Origin of the sequence: Gallaecimonas pentaromativorans, assembly GCF_003751625.1 — a bacterium.
In the GTDB taxonomy this organism is placed as follows: Bacteria; Pseudomonadota; Gammaproteobacteria; order Enterobacterales; family Gallaecimonadaceae; genus Gallaecimonas; species Gallaecimonas pentaromativorans.
The window spans coordinates 89,738-106,899 of sequence record NZ_RJUL01000010.1; the positions used below are offsets into that span (position 1 = coordinate 89,738).

General features: G+C 58.4%; 16 protein-coding genes. 7 read left to right on the top strand and 9 right to left on the bottom strand.

The annotated features are described in order from the left end of the window. Positions 1-12 precede the first annotated feature (12 nt). Genes EDC28_RS16845 through EDC28_RS16855 form a run of 3 tightly spaced genes read left to right on the top strand, consistent with a single transcriptional unit; the run spans position 13 to position 4,915 of the window. Positions 13-2,376, top strand: a complete 2,364-nt coding sequence (locus EDC28_RS16845; RefSeq protein ID WP_123422373.1) for a GH36-type glycosyl hydrolase domain-containing protein — start codon at positions 13-15, stop codon at positions 2,374-2,376. Next, on the top strand, positions 2,373-3,377 hold the full coding sequence (locus EDC28_RS16850) for a Gfo/Idh/MocA family protein (RefSeq protein ID WP_123422374.1): 1,005 nt from the start codon (positions 2,373-2,375) through the stop codon (positions 3,375-3,377). Before EDC28_RS16845 ends, EDC28_RS16850 begins: the two co-directional genes overlap by 4 nt. 47 nt (positions 3,378-3,424) lie before the next feature. Continuing rightward, positions 3,425-4,915 carry a GGDEF domain-containing protein gene (locus tag EDC28_RS16855; RefSeq protein ID WP_123422375.1) on the top strand — a complete coding sequence of 497 codons (1,491 nt, stop codon included), beginning with the start codon at positions 3,425-3,427 and terminating at the stop codon, positions 4,913-4,915. Here the strand turns inward: EDC28_RS16855 and EDC28_RS16860 are convergent. Both EDC28_RS16860 and EDC28_RS16865 read right to left on the bottom strand, forming a co-directional pair. Further along, positions 4,912-5,379: a VOC family protein gene (locus EDC28_RS16860; RefSeq protein WP_123422376.1), complete on the bottom strand. Its 468-nt coding sequence runs from the start codon at positions 5,377-5,379 to the stop codon at positions 4,912-4,914. The two genes, EDC28_RS16855 and EDC28_RS16860, sit on opposite strands and share 4 nt — an antisense overlap. A 64-nt stretch (positions 5,380-5,443) precedes the next feature. Next, entirely contained in the window at positions 5,444-6,433 is a 990-nt protein-coding gene (locus EDC28_RS16865) for an aldo/keto reductase (RefSeq protein WP_123422377.1), read from the bottom strand. A 99-nt stretch (positions 6,434-6,532) separates the two neighbouring features. Between EDC28_RS16865 and EDC28_RS16870 the strand changes: the two genes are divergently transcribed. The 4 genes from EDC28_RS16870 to EDC28_RS16885 all read left to right on the top strand — a co-directional run bounded on the left by EDC28_RS16870 (position 6,533) and on the right by EDC28_RS16885 (position 10,375). After that, a complete protein-coding gene (locus EDC28_RS16870; RefSeq protein WP_123422378.1) occupies positions 6,533-7,438 on the top strand; it encodes a LysR family transcriptional regulator in 906 nt (301 codons plus the stop codon). 93 nt (positions 7,439-7,531) lie between these two features. Continuing rightward, complete coding sequence (locus EDC28_RS16875; protein ID WP_050659900.1) at positions 7,532-7,876, top strand: DUF2750 domain-containing protein; 345 nt, start codon at positions 7,532-7,534, stop codon at positions 7,874-7,876. Then, positions 7,876-8,067 (top strand): hypothetical protein, encoded by a 192-nt coding sequence (locus tag EDC28_RS16880; protein ID WP_050659901.1) that lies wholly within the window; start codon positions 7,876-7,878, stop codon positions 8,065-8,067. Before EDC28_RS16875 ends, EDC28_RS16880 begins: the two co-directional genes overlap by 1 nt. 169 nt (positions 8,068-8,236) lie before the next feature. Beyond that, entirely contained in the window at positions 8,237-10,375 is a 2,139-nt protein-coding gene (locus EDC28_RS16885; RefSeq protein WP_123422379.1) for a TonB-dependent hemoglobin/transferrin/lactoferrin family receptor, read from the top strand. Positions 10,376-10,415: 40 nt separating this feature from the next. On the opposite strand, the gene EDC28_RS16890 is transcribed toward EDC28_RS16885, so the two are convergent. The 7 genes from EDC28_RS16890 to groL form a co-directional block, all read right to left on the bottom strand. Further along, positions 10,416-10,952, bottom strand: a complete 537-nt coding sequence (locus EDC28_RS16890) for a YaeQ family protein (RefSeq protein ID WP_123422380.1) — start codon at positions 10,950-10,952, stop codon at positions 10,416-10,418. Between the two features lie 119 nt (positions 10,953-11,071). Further along, complete coding sequence (locus EDC28_RS16895) at positions 11,072-11,359, bottom strand: YciI family protein (RefSeq protein WP_123422381.1); 288 nt, start codon at positions 11,357-11,359, stop codon at positions 11,072-11,074. A 30-nt stretch (positions 11,360-11,389) separates the two neighbouring features. Next, positions 11,390-12,838: a dGTPase gene (gene dgt / locus EDC28_RS16900; protein WP_123422417.1), complete on the bottom strand. Its 1,449-nt coding sequence runs from the start codon at positions 12,836-12,838 to the stop codon at positions 11,390-11,392. Between the two features lie 83 nt (positions 12,839-12,921). Further along, on the bottom strand, positions 12,922-13,212 hold the full coding sequence (locus EDC28_RS16905) for a hypothetical protein (RefSeq protein ID WP_123422382.1): 291 nt from the start codon (positions 13,210-13,212) through the stop codon (positions 12,922-12,924). 86 nt (positions 13,213-13,298) lie between these two features. Continuing rightward, positions 13,299-13,676 (bottom strand): glutaredoxin family protein, encoded by a 378-nt coding sequence (locus EDC28_RS16910; RefSeq protein WP_211355749.1) that lies wholly within the window; start codon positions 13,674-13,676, stop codon positions 13,299-13,301. Positions 13,677-13,902: 226 nt separating this feature from the next. Next, positions 13,903-15,294 carry a hypothetical protein gene (locus EDC28_RS16915; RefSeq protein ID WP_148049874.1) on the bottom strand — a complete coding sequence of 464 codons (1,392 nt, stop codon included), beginning with the start codon at positions 15,292-15,294 and terminating at the stop codon, positions 13,903-13,905. 213 nt (positions 15,295-15,507) lie between these two features. Further along, positions 15,508-17,145: a chaperonin GroEL gene (gene groL, locus EDC28_RS16920; RefSeq protein ID WP_050659908.1), complete on the bottom strand. Its 1,638-nt coding sequence runs from the start codon at positions 17,143-17,145 to the stop codon at positions 15,508-15,510. Between the last annotated feature and the right edge of the window lie 17 nt (positions 17,146-17,162).

Below are 17,162 nucleotides of genomic sequence, written 5' to 3' on the forward strand. Positions count from 1 at the left end.
TGGAGTAAGCCCATGATGGGACCCACAGACCAAGGCGCCAGCTACCGCCTGACCAGCCCCACCGCCATGCCCAAGGCCTCGGCCTTTTTATGGAACCGGCGGATGATGATAAGCCTGACCTGCCGCGGCTTTGCCACCGCCCAGTTCATGCAGCCGGAGCCCGCCAAATACGCCCACGCCCCCAACCTTGAAGCCAAAACTTTCATGCAGCCCGAAAACCCCTACTACGCCCATCACCCGGGGCGTTTTGTCTATGTAAGGGACGATGCGGCAGGCGATATTTACTCCATTCCCCATGAGCCGGTGCGCCGCCCCTGGGACGATTTTGCCTTTATCGCCGGGCAAAGCGAGGTGAGCTGGCGCCTTGGCCAGCCGGGGCTGGCCTTTGAGTGGGTGCTGAGCCTGAGCGAAGACGATCTGGTGGAGCTGTGGACCCTCAAGGTGCGCAACACCGGTACCGAGGCCCGCGCCCTGAGCCTTTATCCCTACTTCCCGGTGGGGTACATGTCCTGGATGAACCAGTCTGGGCAATACCACCCGGAGCTCGCCGCCATTATCTGCTCCTCGGTCACCCCTTATCAGAAGGTCGAGGATTACTTTAAAAACAAAGACTTCAAAGACAAGACCTGCCTGATAGCCGAGATCGCCCCCGACGCCTTTGAAGTGCGCCAGGAAGCCTTTGAAGGCGAAGGGGGGCTGATGCACCCGGATGCCCTTCGCGAAGAACACCTTGGCTGCAACGACGCCCGCTACGAGACCCCGGTATGCGCCATGCAATACCGCCTGACCCTGACCCCGGGGGAAGAGCGCAGCTACCGCTTCTTGTTCGGCCCGGCCTTTGACGAAGCCGAAGTGGCCGCGCTACGGGAGCGCTATTTCAGCCAGGACGGCTTTAGCCAAGCCACAGATGCCTACCGGCACTATGTGGCAAGTGGCCGGGGTAGCCTGCGCATCGAGACCCCAGATGCGGCGCTCGATAACTTCGTGAACCACTGGCTGGACCGCCAAGTGTTCTACCACGGCGACGTGAATCGCCTCTCCACCGACCCCCAGACCCGCAACTATTTGCAAGACAACATGGGCATGGTTTATTTGCAGCCGCAAAAAGCCAGGGCCGCCTTTCTAAAAGCCCTGAGCCAGCAGCACCGGGCCGGGGAAATGCCCGACGGCATCCTCTTGCACCCGGGGGCCGAGCTCAAATACATCAACCAGATCCCCCACTACGACCAGAATGTCTGGCTGCCGGTGTGCTTGAGCGCTTATCTCGACGAAACCGGCGACCGCGCCATCCTCGATGAGCGACTGCCCTATGGCGACAGCGACCAGCAGGCCACGGTGCTGGCCAAAATCAACCAGGCCATGGCCTGGCTTGAGCAAAACGTCGATGAGCGCGGCCTTTCTTATATCGCCCAGGGCGACTGGTGCGATCCCATGAACATGGTGGGTTATAAGGGCAAGGGGGTGTCTATCTGGCTGACCCTGGCTAGCGCCTACGCCATGAAGCTGTGGGCCGATATCTGCGAGGGCCACGGTGAGCCGGAGTTAGCTGCCCACCACCGCACGGTGGCCGAGCGCTTTAACGACGCAGCCAACCGCCACGGCTGGGACGGCCACTGGTATGGCCGCGGCATCAGCGACAACGGCCAGGCCTTTGGGGTGGCCAGCGACGAGGAAGGGCGCATCTTCTTAAACCCCCAGAGCTGGGCCATGCTGAGTGGCGCCGCCAGCCCCGAGCAGCAGCAGAGCCTGATGGCAGCGGTCACCGAGCAACTTGAAACCCCTTATGGGGTGGCGATGCTGGCCCCGGCCTACACCCGCATGCACGAGCACATAGGCAGGGTGACCCAAAAGCACCCCGGCTCTGCCGAAAACGGCTCGGTGTATAACCATGCCAGCGCCTTTTACGTGTACGCCCTTTATGAAGCGGGCCTGGCCGACAAGGGCTATACCCTGCTGCGCCAGATGCTGCCCTGCGATGACACCGCTCTTGCCCGCGGCCAGCTGCCGGTGTTTATCCCCAACTACTACCGGGGTGCCTACCGCCAATTCCCCCGCACCGCCGGCCGCTCCAGCCAGCTTTTTAACACCGGTACCATCCATTGGTTTTACCGCTGCCTGATCGATGGCCTGTTTGGCCTCAAAGGGGACGGCGACGCGCTGCGGGTCACCCCAAAACTCCCGGCCCATTGGCAAAGCGCCAAAGTGACCCGCCGCTTTCGCGGCGCCGAGCTTGAGGTTGAGATGCGGCGCGAACCTGGGGTGAGCGCCATCACCCTGGAGCTGGACGGTAAAGCCGTGGCTGGCCAGCGCCTAACCGGCTTAGAACCCGGTCGCCGATACCAATTGCGGGTAAGGCTGCCTGAGGCATCGGCATGAGCCTTCGCATCGGCATTTTGGGGGCGGCCGCCATCGCCCCCCAAGCCATTATCGAACCGGCCCGCCTGCTGGGGGTGACCATCCAGGCGGTGGCGGCCTCCCATGAAGCCAAAGCCGAGGCCTATGCCCGCCAGCACGGCATTCAAAACGTTAGCCCCAGCTACCAGGCGTTGGTTGAGCGAGAGGACATCGACCTTATCTACAACGCCCTCCCCCCCAGCCTGCACGGCCCCTGGACCTTAAAGGCGCTGGACGCCGGCAAGGCGGTGCTGTGCGAAAAACCCTTTGCCATGAACGCCACCGAAGCAGCCGCCATGGTGGCGGCGGCCAAGGCCCGTGGGCTGCTGCTGATGGAAGCTTTTCACTACCGCTTCCACCCCTTTTTTATTGAGCTGGAACGGCTGTTGGCCGAGGGCGTTGTTGGCCGGGTACACACCTTAAGGGCAAATTTTGAAGCGCAGATCCCCTACCGGGCCGACTCGCTGCGCCACAACCGCGCCCTTGGCGGCGGCGCCTTAATGGATTTGGGCTGCTACCCGGTGCATTGGCTGCGCACCCTGATGGGCAGCGAGCCGGAGGTTGCCCAGGCCCAGGCCATCTCTAACGGCCAGGTGGATGTAGCGACCCAGGCCAAGCTCGCTTTTACCGGCGGCGTGACCGGCTATATCGGCTGCGCCATGGGCGAGCATCTCAAAAAAGGCGGCGACAGCCACATCAGCATCGAAGGGGAGCGCGGCCTTATCGAGGCCATTAACCCCATCAGCCCCCAGCGCCACCACCTTTTTCGCATTCACGGTGCCGAAGGTTGCCGTCAATACAGCATCGACACCCGCCAAAGCACCTTTTACTACCAGCTTGCGCACGTGAAGGCCTGCCTTGAAGACGGCAGGGCCCCCCTTACCGGCGGCCGGGACGCCATCGCCAATATGGCAGTCATTGACCAGATAAAAGTCCTTAGCAGCCCGCCATCACCAGGCGCTGCCATAGGCAAGCCACACTAAAACGCCTACACTCCTTTGCATTCTCCCTGCCACGATACGAGGGTGCCATGCGGCTGTTGGCAGTGTTTATTCTGATGCTATGCTGCCTACCCGCCTTTGCCGGGCAATGCCAGTTGAGCGCAGGCTCGGCTAGCCAAACCGCCACCCTTGACGGCCCGCAACGAGCCATTGCCATAGAGGGCGGCAAGGTTGCCATCACCGTTCGCTGCCAAGACCTTGCCACTGAGGCAGTATTGCAGTTTCGCGCCCTGGCCCTGCATCAGCCGAAGTTGGAAATGGCTGGCACGGCTATTGAGGCCGAGCCCAATCATCGCCTGGCCTACCCCATCCCCAAAGGGAGCAGCAGCGCCCTTTTTACCGTTCAGAGCGACCTGCCACGGCCGCTGAGTTTTCAGCTCAGCGACCGGCGCCATTACCGCCAGGCCAATATCCGCCATAACGCCATGATGTTTAGCTACCTTGGGGTCGCGTTGGCCTTGTCGTTTTATAACTTGCTGCTGTGGCTGCGCATGGGGGAGTGGCAGTTTGGGCTCTATAGCGCCTATACCCTGGCCACGGCCTGGTTCTTCGCGACCCAGGAGGGTATCCCCCTGCTGCTGGCCGGGCAAAGCTACTGGTTGGTGCCTTCCCTGCCCCTGGCTGGGTTAACGGTATTTACCGGTACCCTCTTTTTTGCCCAGTTCTTGGCGCTGCCAAGGCATCACCCGCGCTTTTGCCGCTGGCTGGTGCAGCTGCCGGCCCTGTTTGTGTTGCTCTTTTCTCTGATCACCTTGGCCTTTGGCAACACCCACAAGTTGCTCGATGCCCTGATGGGCCTGCTAACCATCTGGTTGCAGCTGTGCCTGATGGGGCTAGCGCTACTGCGGGCCGTAAAAGGCGACCGTGACGGCCTATGGACAGCCGTGGCGCTGGCGCTGCTGCTGGTGGGGATACTGACCCGCCGCCAGACCGCAAACGGCGGCGACTTTATTGCTTACTACGGTCTGATTATTGCGGCCCTCTTGGAGGCCATGCTGCTCGCTTACATGGTGGCGCGGCGCCTTAGGGTCATAAAACAAGAACACCGCCAGGCCCTGCATATGGCGCTGACCGATCCGCTAACCGGCATTCTTAACCGCCAGGGCTGGCAAAAGGCGGTAGCGGGCCAATCCTGCATTGCCCCAGAGCAGTGGCAAGCGGTGTATTTTATCGACCTCAACGCCTTTAAGGCGGTGAATGACCAACACGGCCACCTGGGGGGCGATAAGGCGCTGGTTACCGTTGCCAATGTCACCCAACGCCTGCTGGGGCACGAGGCCACCTTGGGCCGTTACGCCGGAGACGAGTTTGTGGTTTACAGCCGCGGCCAGCGCGAGCAATTGGCAGAGCTGACCCAGCGGCTACGCCGCCAACTCTCGGCGGTGATGGTACCTGGCCACCCCAACTTCAAGGTCAGTGCCACGGTCGGCGTTCACTATCAGCAAGGCCCTTGTAGCCTTGAAGAACTGCTGGCCGCCGCCGACAGCAGCATGTATGCACTCAAAGCCGGCGCCGATTAGCTGGCGCTGAACATGGCCGCCATGCGCTGGCCAAGCTCCTCCAGGCCTACATCCTCCACATGGGTGCCCAGGGTCCAAATATGGCCGAAGGGATCTTTCAAGGTGCCTGAGCGATCGCCATAAAACTGGTTTTGCACCGCCATTACCTCGACCGCCCCGGCTTCAAGGGCGCGGGCAAAGGCAGCGTCCACATCCGGCACATAAAACATCAGCGACAGCGGCGAGCCGCCAAGGGTAGCGGGGCTGACGCTGTTCCACTGGGGGTTTTCTTCGGTCAGCATCAGGTGGCTGTTGCCGAATTTAAGCTCGGCATGGGCCACTTGCTGGGTACCCGGAATATCCAGGCGCAGCATCAGTTCGGCGCCAAAGGCGCGCTGGTAAAAGGCGATGGCGTCATTGGCGTTGTTGACAACAAGATAGGGAGTGAGGCTGTGGTAGCCGTCGGGGATGGGTTTGACGGACATGGGGTGCTCCTTGCAGTGATAGGCACAAGGAGTATAGAAGGGCAGGCCTGGCCTGCCCTTTGGGTCAACGTGGCAACAGCTTCATCACCTCGCTGCTGTAACGGGTGCCGGCGGCCACTTCAGGCGGGAAGACGGCGTCTATCTCGGCCAGCTCTCGGGCGCTTAGGCTCACCTCTAAAGCTCCCAGGTTATCCAGCAGATAACGGCGGCGCTTGGTGCCAAAAAGCGGCACAACATGCTCGCCCTTGGCCAGCAGCCAGGCCAAGGCCAACTGGCTGGCACTGACATTTTTGTCCCTGGCAAGGGCGGTTATCGCGTCCACCAGCGCCAGGTTCTTTTGGAAGTTCTCCCCCATAAAACGCGGGTTGCCACGGCGAAAATCATCGGCGTCAAAATCCTCTACCGAGCGAATGGCGCCGCTTAAAAAGCCTCGCCCCAAGGGGCTGTAGGCCACAAAACCGACTCCCAGCTCGGCGCAACTGGCCAGCACTTCGCGCTCGGGGTCACGGGTCCAGAGGGAATATTCGCTTTGCACGGCGCTGATGGGATGCTCCTTGTGGGCCCGCCGCAAGGTGGCCGCGTCCACTTCGCTTAGGCCCAAAAACCGCACCTTACCTTCTTTGACCAGTTCGCCCATGGCGCCGACGGTTTCTTCCACCGGCACCGTTGGGTCGGGGCGGTGCTGGTAGTAGAGGTCGAGATGGTCCGTGCCCAGCCGTTTCAGGCTGCCTTCAACCGAGCGGCGCACGTAATCGGGGCGGCCGTTGACGCCTCTTTTGGCCGGGTCGCTAGGGTCACGCACTATGCCGAACTTGCTGGCCAAAAAGACCTGGCTGCGCCGGTCTTTGAGGGCCTTGGCCAGTAGGGTTTCATTGCTGTGGGGGCCGTAGACATCGGCGGTATCCCAGAAGTTGACGCCCTTTTCCAGCGCCAGGTCCAGGGTTGCCAGGGATTCGGCGTCATCGCCTTTGCCATAAAACTCGCTCATGCCCATGCAGCCAAGTGCCAGAGCCGATACCAGCGGGCCATTAGCGCCCAATTGACGTTGTTTCATCACTACCTCCATCGGTGAAGGGCTACAGCATGCGCCTGTTTGGTGTTTGCAATAAACCGGGGTATAAGGGTTTTACTGTTTGTAAATCACGAACAATTCATGGACCGCCTTCGTACCCTGGCCATCTTCTTGCGGGTCTGCGATGCCCGCAGCTTTACCCGGGCCGCCAGCAGTTTGAACCTGCCCCGCTCCACTGTGACTCAGGCCGTGCAGCGCCTGGAGAACCAACTCAAGGTGCAGCTGCTGGTGCGCACCACCCGCCAAGTCAGCCTGACGCAAGAGGGGGAAGCTTTTAGCCACAAGGCAAGGCAACTGGTGGCCGACTGGAAGGAGTTGGAGACCCTCTTTTTGCCCGGCCGCCCCGCTGGTGGCACCTTGCACCTGAACCTGCCCACCCGCCTGGCGCGGCTGGTGGTGGTGCCAGAGCTCGCCCAATTTCAGCGGCGCTACCCCGGTATCACCTTACAGCTGAGCATTGCCGACCAGCCCATCGACTTGGTCAAAGAGGGGGTGGATGCGGTGCTGCGGGCCGGCCCCTTAAAAGACAGCAGCCTTATTGCCAAACCCTTGGGGCACATGCCTCAGGCAACGCTGGCCTCCCCGGCGTATCTGGCCCGCCATGGCACTCCCAAGCACCCGGCAGAGCTTACCCGGCACCGGATGGTGGCCTTTGCCCTGCCCTCTAATGGCCGCATCGAGCCGCTGGAATTCAAGGTCGAGGGGGGCTATCAGCCACAGATGCTTGGTTTTGATTTGAGCACCAACGGCGCCGACACCTATGTGGCGGCAGGCCTGGCCGGTTTTGGCCTTATTCAGGGGCCCCGTTACGATCTCAAGGAGCAAGTGGATAAGGGCCTGTTGGTGGAGGTGCTGGCCGACTACCCGCCGCCGCCCATGCCGCTGGCCATCCTGTATCCGCAAAAACGCCACCAGAGCCAACCCCTCAGGCTCTTTGCCGATTGGCTGGGGCAACTGGTGGCCGATTTGGGTATCACCAGCCCCTAAATCCGGCAAGCTGTGAACATTGCCCTAAAATAGTCGCACGCCCTGGCTCAATTAAGGCGATAATGTCGCCGACCCACCTTTAAGGATCTGCCCATGACCCAATGGCAAAAAAGCTACGATACCTTCCTTGCAACCATCCAGCGAACTGGCGAACTGTGGAGCCTGAGCTGTGAAGAAGGCTGGGTGATCTGCGACTCCGCCGAGTTCGAAGACACCGAAGTCATGCCTTTTTGGTCCAGCAAGGAAGAAGCCCAGCGTCATTGCGTTGATCAATGGGCGGAATATCAGGCCGAGCGTATCAGCCTGACCGATTTTGTCGAACTGTGGCTGCCCAATCTGGCCGAGGACGACATTCTGGTAGGCCCCGACTGGAACGATGAACTGGAAGGGCTGGAAGTAGAACCCGGCGATATCGCCGAGTCTTTGATGGAGGCGTGATGAACGTAAACAGCGTACAGGTAGGTGGCCAGTACGAAGTGATTGCAGCCAACTACACCAACTCTCAGATCCGCCAGCAAGGCGCCATGGCGCTTAACCTGATTGAAAGCGCCGGCAGCGTTGACGACGCCCAGATGTCAGCGCCCCCTGCCGATGGCCCCAAGGGCCAGCACATAGACCTTCAGGTGTGATCCAAAAGCCCTGCCAAGCAGGGCTTTTTTGTATCTGCTCTTTCTGTTCATCCCGTCAACCTGGCAGTTCATAAGGAAACAAATAAGAATAACACTTATTTGATATTAATTCTCATTTGCAAAGTGATAACCTCTGGCCATCTTTGCTGAACCAAGGGAATCACACGCAATGAAACCGTCCCCCCAATGGGCCTTGCTGGCGCTGTGCTGCGCCGGCCAGGCCGTGGCCGAGCAGCAGACCCCTGACGCCGCCAACAAGGATTTGGAACGTATCGTGGTGCAAGGCCAGCGGGCCCAGCAGGCCAAGCCCGACACCGCCATCGTCTCCATTGATGCGCAGCAAATAAGCCGCAACCTCAGCGCCGACCTGAGCGACGTGCTGCGCTACGAGCCCGGGGTGTCGGTCACCCGTGACGAACGTTTTGGCATTGGCAGCATCAATATCCGGGGCATGGACGGCAACAGGGTCAAAATCCTGGTAGACGGAGTGGAACTGGCCGACAGCTACGGCCCCACCACCACCTACCTGCAATCGGGCCGCAACACCGTGGATATGGACGCCCTGGCCCGCATGGACATCATCAAAGGCGGCGATGTCAGCGCCGGCTCCGGCGCCTTAGGCGGTGTGGTGCAGTTTCGCACCAAAGATCCGGCTGATTTCCTCAGCGCCAACGGCAACGATAGCTACCTGTCGCTGCAAGCCGGTTACCGCAGCGACGCCGAGCGCTACAGCGAAACCGCTACCCTCGCCAACCGTCATGGCGCGGTGGAATCCCTGCTGGTGTATACCCGCCGCGACGGCCAGGAAACCGAAAACCATGGCGGCGGCAGCGATATTCGCGGCCCGGGCAGGGGCGCCGTCAACCCGGGCGACAACCAGTCTGACAACGTCCTGGGCAAAGCCATTTGGCACATCAGTAGCGACAACCAGCTTGGGGTAGTCGGTGAGCACTTCAACGGCCAATCGGCCATCAAGCTCTATTCGGAAAGTAGCGCCACCGCCCTTAACCGCTCCGACGACGACATCACCCGCAACCGCTTGGGGCTGTTCCAAACCTTAGGGGGCGATTTTGTGCTGTTTGATCAGCTGCACTGGCAGCTTGATTACCAGAAAACCCGCACCGAGAACGGTACCTTGATTAACAGCGCCACCAGCCACCGCTTGGTGAATCGCTTTTACGACCAAAAGGGCTACCAGGGGCGCATTAACCTGGCCAAGCAACTGGGCAGCCACAGCCTTCGCTACGGCGCCAACTACCAGCACCAGGACTACGAAAACCTCAACCACAACACCGTGGACGGAGTGACCGACACCAGCCGCTTCTCCCCCAAGGCTGACGGCAACATTTATGGCCTCTACCTTGAAGACAACTGGCAACTGAGCCCCAGCTTGGCATTGCTGCCGGCGCTGCGTTACGACAACTACCACTACCGCACCCAGGCCGACAGCTATGTGGCCGACTGGGGCGACAGCAAAAACCACAAGCTGACCGGCCAACTGGGGTTCAACTGGCAAGTGGCCGGCCCCTTGGCGCTCTTTGGCCGCTACGGCAGCGGCTTTCGCGCCCCCAGCATCAACGACCTCTACTACTACTACGAGAACAACGTCAGCTTTGGCGGCAACAACTACTCGTACATCATCAGGCCCAACCCCAACCTCAAATCCGAGCAAAGCACCTTTAGTGAGTTGGGGCTGCGCCTGAGCACCAGCCATGGCGACGCCGAGCTGACTTTCTTTGACAACCACTACCGCAACTTCATCGAAAGCCAGGTACCCCTTGGCGCCTCAGCCGAGTACAGCCTGGGCGAATTTACCTCCCAGAACCTCGACAAGGTGCGCATCAAAGGGGTGGAATTAAAAGGCACCCTGGACCTTGGCACCTTTTGGGGGAGCGCCGAAGGCCTGCGCCTCAAAGGCGCGGCAGCCTATGCCGACGGTAAAAATACCGGCGACAATGCGCCGCTGGACTCGGTCTCGCCGCTGCAACTCTACACTGGCCTTGATTACGACGCCCCGGCCGGCAATTGGGGCAGCAGCCTCAATGTCACCTGGACTGCGCGCAAAAAGCCCAGTGACATCACCACCGCCAACCAATGGCTGGCCACCCCGAGCTTCACCGTGGTGGACATGACCGCCTACTACCGGCCTCTTGAACAACTGCAGCTCTCGGCCGGCCTTTTTAACCTCTTGGATAAAAAGTATTGGGTGTGGAGCCAGGTGCGCACCTTGAGCACCCAAAGCCAGAATATCGAGCGCTACAGCCAACCGGGCCGCAATGTCGGCGTTGGCATCAAGTACAGCTTCTGAGGTAAAAAAGCCCGCCGATTGGCGGGCTTGTTGTTGGTGCTTACAGCCAGCGCTCGAAGCTGAATTCTTCTGAGCGCTCGCCGTCGGTGAGCAGCCACTGGCTTTCCATCAAGGTCGCGCTCAGGGCCATGTTCTTTTTGGCAAAGGCCGCCAGGGCTGGCAGCTGCTCAAAGCCGATGTTCAGCACTTCAAGGCGTTTAAGGGCCTTTATTTCGTCACCGAACTGCTTCCACCACTGCTCGGCGCCGCGGGCGCCGTAGGAATACACCAACACCTTCTCGGCCCGAGACAAGCCCTGCTTGATGCGTTTGACCGTCGGCTCGCCCAGCTCTATCCACAGCAGGATGCGGCCATCTGGCGCCTTGAGCCATAAGTCGGGCTCGTCGTCGCTGCTAAGGCCCTTGGTAAAGGTCAGGTCGTCATCGGCGTGGGCGATAAAGGCCAGCAGCCGCACCATCAGCCGGGTTTCGGTTTCCGATGGGTGGCAGGCCAGGGTCAGCTGATGCTCCCCATAGTAGTGCCGTTCCAGATCGCTGATATTCAGCTGCGCCTTGTAGATAGTGGCACCCAACGCCATGGTGGTTCTCCGAGCCCGCAAAAGGGGGCAGTTTCCGGTAATGGTGCCGTGCTGTCCAGCCTTGTATAGGCTGTGTGGCGTAGAGCGGCTGACAACGATCCAAACCCAGGGCCAGGGGCTTAATCCAGTAGCCTCTCCAGGCCCTCGGCAGCCAGGGTCGCGGTGAACTCGATTACCTCATAACTCGCCACCCCGGCCTGGTGGAAAGGGTCTTGCTCGATAAAAGCCGAGACCAGCTCAGGGTCAGCCAAGCGGCAAAGAATAACGCCGCCATCACGGGGATTTTTAGGGCCGGAGGCCAGCACAATACCGGCCTGATAAGCGCCCTTTAACCAGTTGCGGTGAGCCTCAAGGTGCTGGTCAACCTCATCGAGGGGTTTGATATAGCTCAGGGACAAAATAAACATCACGGCAGGCCTTATGGGGGAAAGGGGGGTTCAGTCTATCACCATCAAGGCCCGGTATTCGTCGTAGGCAAATTGGTCGGTCATGCCGCTGACATAATCCTGTAGCAGCCGGCAGCGGTAATAAAACTCGATGGCGTCGTCCTGGCCTTTTACCGCCTGTGAGTAAGCATGGACATGCTTGCCGGAGAGCTTTTTAAAAAGCCGCTTTTCCAGCAGCGGCGCCTTGGGCTCCTGGGCCATTACCTGATTGAACTGCGCTCGCGGGCATTGCAGTAGCGGCCGGTAAATATCCAACAGCCCGGTGATCACCTTGTAGCCCTGCAGCTCCCTGGCTTCGACTTCCTTATCGCAAAAGGCGTATTTGAAAGCGACGTTTTTAAGCGCCTTAGTGATGGCGTGGGCGTAGCTTTCATCTTCCAGTAACGCTTCGTTGAAATGGCCGTGGTAAATCGCATCAAGGTTTCCAATAAAACGCTCGGCGGCGTACTTGACCAGGGGATGGAGGATCTTCAGCCGGAACTCGATAAAAAATTGGCTGACGGCGGTAGCATCAAACAGGGTCGCCTTGGTTTTGGCCTTATCGAGCATGGCCGGCAAATCAAAGCTCTCGGGAGGCTGGGTAGCCAGGTGCGAGAAACCTTTAACGATGTCAGTAAACTCGCTTTTTAATGCTCCGCTTAACTTATCCAGGTCGAGAATGTCTTTTTCTACCGCGTCTTCCAGATCGGCGATGCAATAGGAAATATCGTCGGCCGCTTCCATGATGTAACTAATAGGGTGGCGACAACCCGGCTCCATATGCAGCTGGTCGCAAAGCCGGTTTACATAAGCCTGCTCGCTAAAATAAAAGCCCACTTTCTTTTTTAGATAATGGCCAGGCGCTCCCTCGGTGGGCTTTGGCTCGGTGCCGCAGCGGGTGTATTTCAAAATGCCCGCCACCTGGGTAAAGGTGAGGTTGAGATTGAGCAGGCTATGCACCAGGCGAATGGCCTGGGCGTTACCTTCAAAGCCGCAAATATCCCGGACCAAATCATCAGGCAGTTGCAACGTTTCACCGGCCACCACCGGGTAACAATCCGCCAGGTTACGGCCAAACCAGTCATTGATGGCTTGCTCGCCAAAATGGCCAAAGGGCGGGTTGCCGATATCGTGCATCAGGCAAGCCATCTCCACCAGGCTTTCTACGTGGCGCTCAAGGCCAGCCAGGCCGGTTTTGGCCAGCAGCTCCTGTTTTTCAAGCCGGGCAAAAATGGTCTGCACGATAAAGCGCCCGACCTGCTGTACTTCCATGGAATGGGTCAGGCGGCTGCGCACCGCCGAGTTGCGCTCAAGGGGAAAAACCTGGGTCTTTTGCTGCAAGCGCCGGACGGCGGCTGAATTGATAATACGGCCCCGGTCGCTTTCAAAAACGGAAAGCTCAAGAGGTTTTACATTGCGCTGGTAATAACGAGAAGAAGAGATCTTATTGCGAAAATCCACCGCCGCACCTTTTAGCAATCTTTTGCACCAGCCTACTGCTTATCCTTTTTCAGGGCAGCCTGTCAAAAATGCCGTCAGGGGCGCTAATGAAAATACAGCTGATGGCGAATGCCAGGGTCTGAGCCGCCGCCCACTTCGGCGTCCCAATAACCCTCGGTAACCAGAGTGGCTTCGGTAACACCCCGGTCCCAGAGCCAGCGGCACGCTTCTTGGGAAGCGCTAAAACGTAGCAGCTCTCCCTTTGCATTTTTTACCCACAGCAGCTCATCACCGATGCGCACCCGCAGCAGGAATATCACCATCTCGGTGGCAACGATTTCCAAGGGTGGCCGAAAGCCGTTGGCCAGCACCGTTTCAAATTCGGATTGAGTCATACCGCACTCCTTAGTGCCTTCCAGCATAACAAAGCCAAAAGGCTAAGGCCTGTTGGTGAAGGAGTGACGACAACAGAGCTGTTTTTTTACAAGGAAGACGGGGCAAGCAAGGTGGCCATAACTGACTGGCTTTGCAGCTTTTTCCATAGGGCTTCGGTGCGCTTGGGCTCGTAACCGCGAATAACCTCATCCCCCATCACCAGGATGGGCAGCGGCCCTTCACCAAAACGCTTTTTAATGTCGTCAGCTTGCGCCGAGTAATCAAGATTAACCCTTTGCACTGGCATATTCAGGGCCTTGACCAACGTTTCGGTGCGTACGCAGGCAACGCACCAGTCGTTGGTGTAAAGCTCAGCTTTTGCTTGCCCAAAGGGCCAAATATCATGTGCCTTAGCCACGGCTTTAAGGCTGTCGCTCTGCTGGACAAGCAGTACCAGCAGCGCCAACCACATCCAACGACGCATCTTTTTATCATCCTTGTAAGCGATTAAAACATGCGCAATTGAACCTATTTCGCCTAAACCCTTGCTTAACAGCAAAAAACTCAGGCGTTAGCCGAAATTAGAGGTATTTAAATGCCTTTTACTGGTTTTTCTGGCTTTCACTCAACAGGCTAAAGACGGTGATGAATTGCCAGTCGCACCGATAAAAAACCCCGCATTAGCGGGGTTTTTTAAATGGGGTGATGGGTTATTTTGCATCCCGGCCAGGGCCAAACCATTGCACTGTTGGTTGACGCTGGGACTGGCTAAGCTTTTTACCAGCCGTCACCGAGTCGGTAATTTGGAAATAGACGTCCTTGATACGGTAGTTATCCAGTTGGCTATCTATTCCAATGGTCCCTTCCCGTTGCAGCTTCTGGAAATCAGCCCAGCTAATACCATCGCCGTACCCTCTCAGGTAAATATCCATGCTCTGGAGATTAATATCGGTAAGCTGATTGGCCAATGCCGTGGGTAAATTGAGATCTGGGATCTCACCTTTTACCGGCCCGGAGATAAGCCAGGAGACGTTATTGCCACTGGTGTCGGTGCCCGCAACAACGACACTGAAACTGCTCATGCCGTCCGCTTCGCTGCTGAAATCATAAAAGTACGGTGCATCCCCTTCCATATCTTGCAGCAACGCCAGGGTACTGCCCCAAAATGCCTGGCCGACCACGGGTACGTTAGGTTCATCGACACTACCGTCGGCTGCGACCCGAGCCCGAATAGAGGCATAGTTGGACGCCACAACGCCATCGGCGGGGATTTGATCGCCAATCTGATAGAGAGTGACGAAGTTGTTCTGACTGACCGCAGGGTAGATCAGCGCCGCGGTATTGCCCATATCGGCGTTGTTAGTCCAGCCCCAATAGTCACCTCGCTTGCCTCGGGCAGTGACCTGATAAGCGTTGAAGTACTGGCTGCCGGCCACCGCGACACCTGGGGCGGTAAAGTCATCTTGCGTCAGGGTTAGCGCATTGGTTACCGCGCTTAAATCCAATTTGCCGGCTTTAGCAGTGCCGTCGGTATCCATCAGCTGAATATCCAAGGTCTGGTCACTCGAACTCGCCAGACTTGAACAGCTGTTGAAAATAACGTCAGTTTGACCATTCAGGGAGTAAGACGAAGACCCCAGCAACAGTTTTGCGCCACTGTTGGAAAAGGCGAAGGCGCTGACATCTACCGTGATATCCCGGCAGCTGCACCCGTCCTCGTTACTGAAATCGCTGAAGTAAACAGTGCCCTGCTCGCCAGGCGTCGCATCCAGGGTGGTGCTGGCATCTAAACCACCGTGGGCATTGACGACGGTCAGGTGTTTGGCAGTAGAGGGCCAGGCGCCATCGATGTGGCCTTGGCTGTCGGTCTGGTAATGAGCCACCACTTGACCTGCGCTGTCTTGCAGCACCGCATCCACGCCGGCCAGAGGGGTTTCCACGTTACAGGCGTTGTAGCTGACAGCAGTCAGGCTGATACGCTGGGTAGGCGTAGTAACAGGAGGCTGGCTTGGGGTTGTATCTTGGGGAGTCTCTGAAGAACCACCGCCGCCGCCACAAGCGGTGAGTAAAAGTGCAACAGGAAAAATTCCTAACTTTTTCATTTTTAATTCCCTTTTTAATGGCGATGGCAATGTATCAGGGCATAAAAGCTTCGTCCAGAGTTGAATATGCTTAAGATAACGCCGCGCTTTTAGCGCCGCTTTTGCGTATTTGCAAAGGCAGGGCAAGGCTTTTCAGGCAAAAAAGCGGTTTGCAACAGGCAATAAAAAAGCCCCGCAGTGCGGGGCTTTTTCGAAGGGCTCAATGAGCTGGCATCACATCATGCCGCCCATGCCACCCATGCCGCCCATATCGGGGGCTGAAGGGGCATCGGACTTAGGCAGTTCGGTGACCATGGCTTCGGTGGTGATCATCAGACCGGCCACAGAAGAGGCGAACTGCAGAGCGCTACGGGTGACCTTGGTCGGATCCAGGATACCCATTTCCAGCATGTCGCCAAAGGTATCGTTACCGGCGTTGTAACCGAAGTTGGCGCTGCCGTCTTTGATTTTGGCAGCGATAACGGAGGCTTCACCACCGGCGTTGGAGACGATCTGGCGCAGCGGCGCTTCCATGGCACGCAGGGCGATCTTGATGCCGTGGTTCTGGTCTTCGTTTTCAGCGGTCAGCTCGCCCAGCTTGGAGGCAACGCGCACCAGAGCAACACCGCCGCCAGGCACCACGCCTTCTTCCACTGCGGCGCGGGTAGCGTGCAGGGCGTCTTCAACGCGGGCTTTCTTCTCTTTCATTTCCACTTCGGTAGCGGCGCCGACTTTGATAACGGCAACACCGCCAGCCAGTTTGGCCACGCGCTCTTGCAGTTTTTCTTTGTCGTAGTCGGAAGTGGACTCTTCGATTTGGGCACGGATTTGCTTAACGCGCGCTTCGATGGCGGCAGCTTCACCGATACCGTCGATGATGGTGGTTTCGTCTTTGGTGATAACCACACGCTTGGCTTGACCCAGTTCTTCCAGGCCGGCCTTTTCCAGCTCCATGCCAATCTCTTCGGAGATCACGGTACCGCCGGTGAGGATGGCGATATCTTGCAGCATGGCTTTACGACGGTCGCCAAAGCCAGGGGCCTTAACGGCAGCCACCTTGACGATACCGCGCATGGTGTTCACCACCAGGGTAGCCAGGGCTTCGCCTTCCACGTCTTCAGCGATCACCAGCAGCGGCTTGCCAGACTTGGCCACGCCTTCGAGGGTCGGCAGCATCTCGCGGATGTTGGAGATTTTTTTGTCAACCAGCAGGATGAAGGGGCTGTCCAGCTCAACGCTGCCGTTGTCAGGGTTATTGATGAAGTAGGGAGACAGGTAGCCGCGGTCAAACTGCATACCTTCCACTACGTCCAGCTCGTCTTGCAGGCCTTGGCCTTCTTCAACGGTGATAACGCCTTCTTTGCCAACTTTGTCCATGGCTTCGGCCAGGATGTTGCCGATGGTTTCATCGGAGTTGGCGGAGATGGTGCCAACCTGGGCAATGGCTTTGGAATCGGAGCAAGGCACGGACAGGGCTTTGAGCTCTTCCACGGCCTTGATAACGGCTTTGTCGATGCCGCGCTTGAGATCCATCGGGTTCATGCCAGCGGCAACGGCTTTGAGGCCTTCGTTAACGATGGCCTGGGCCAGTACGGTGGCGGTGGTGGTGCCGTCGCCGGCTTCGTCGTTGGCCTTGGAAGCGACTTCCTTGACCATCTGGGCGCCCATGTTCTCGAACTTGTCTTCCAGTTCGATTTCTTTGGCCACGGACACACCGTCTTTGGTGATCAGCGGCGCGCCGAAGGACTTGTCCAGTACCACGTTACGGCCTTTGGGGCCCAGAGTGACTTTTACCGCATCAGCCAGGATGTTCACACCCTTGAGCATTTTAACGCGGGCATCGTTACCGAATTTGACTTCTTTTGCTGCCATTTTTCTAAATCCTCTAA

Coding starts and splice junctions, on each gene's coding strand:
- EDC28_RS16860 (WP_123422376.1), bottom strand. CDS start 5,379: ATGTCCGTCAAACCCATCCCCGACGGCTACCACAGCCTCACTCCCTAT.
- EDC28_RS16910 (WP_211355749.1), bottom strand. CDS start 13,676: ATGCGTCGTTGGATGTGGTTGGCGCTGCTGGTACTGCTTGTCCAGCAG.
- EDC28_RS16915 (WP_148049874.1), bottom strand. CDS start 15,294: ATGAAAAAGTTAGGAATTTTTCCTGTTGCACTTTTACTCACCGCTTGT.
- EDC28_RS16885 (WP_123422379.1), top strand. CDS start 8,237: ATGAAACCGTCCCCCCAATGGGCCTTGCTGGCGCTGTGCTGCGCCGGC.
- groL (WP_050659908.1), bottom strand. CDS start 17,145: ATGGCAGCAAAAGAAGTCAAATTCGGTAACGATGCCCGCGTTAAAATG.
- EDC28_RS16905 (WP_123422382.1), bottom strand. CDS start 13,212: ATGACTCAATCCGAATTTGAAACGGTGCTGGCCAACGGCTTTCGGCCA.
- EDC28_RS16855 (WP_123422375.1), top strand. CDS start 3,425: ATGCGGCTGTTGGCAGTGTTTATTCTGATGCTATGCTGCCTACCCGCC.
- EDC28_RS16850 (WP_123422374.1), top strand. CDS start 2,373: ATGAGCCTTCGCATCGGCATTTTGGGGGCGGCCGCCATCGCCCCCCAA.
- EDC28_RS16890 (WP_123422380.1), bottom strand. CDS start 10,952: ATGGCGTTGGGTGCCACTATCTACAAGGCGCAGCTGAATATCAGCGAT.
- EDC28_RS16875 (WP_050659900.1), top strand. CDS start 7,532: ATGACCCAATGGCAAAAAAGCTACGATACCTTCCTTGCAACCATCCAG.
- EDC28_RS16845 (WP_123422373.1), top strand. CDS start 13: ATGATGGGACCCACAGACCAAGGCGCCAGCTACCGCCTGACCAGCCCC.
- EDC28_RS16870 (WP_123422378.1), top strand. CDS start 6,533: ATGGACCGCCTTCGTACCCTGGCCATCTTCTTGCGGGTCTGCGATGCC.
- EDC28_RS16865 (WP_123422377.1), bottom strand. CDS start 6,433: ATGAAACAACGTCAATTGGGCGCTAATGGCCCGCTGGTATCGGCTCTG.
- EDC28_RS16880 (WP_050659901.1), top strand. CDS start 7,876: ATGAACGTAAACAGCGTACAGGTAGGTGGCCAGTACGAAGTGATTGCA.
- EDC28_RS16895 (WP_123422381.1), bottom strand. CDS start 11,359: ATGTTTATTTTGTCCCTGAGCTATATCAAACCCCTCGATGAGGTTGAC.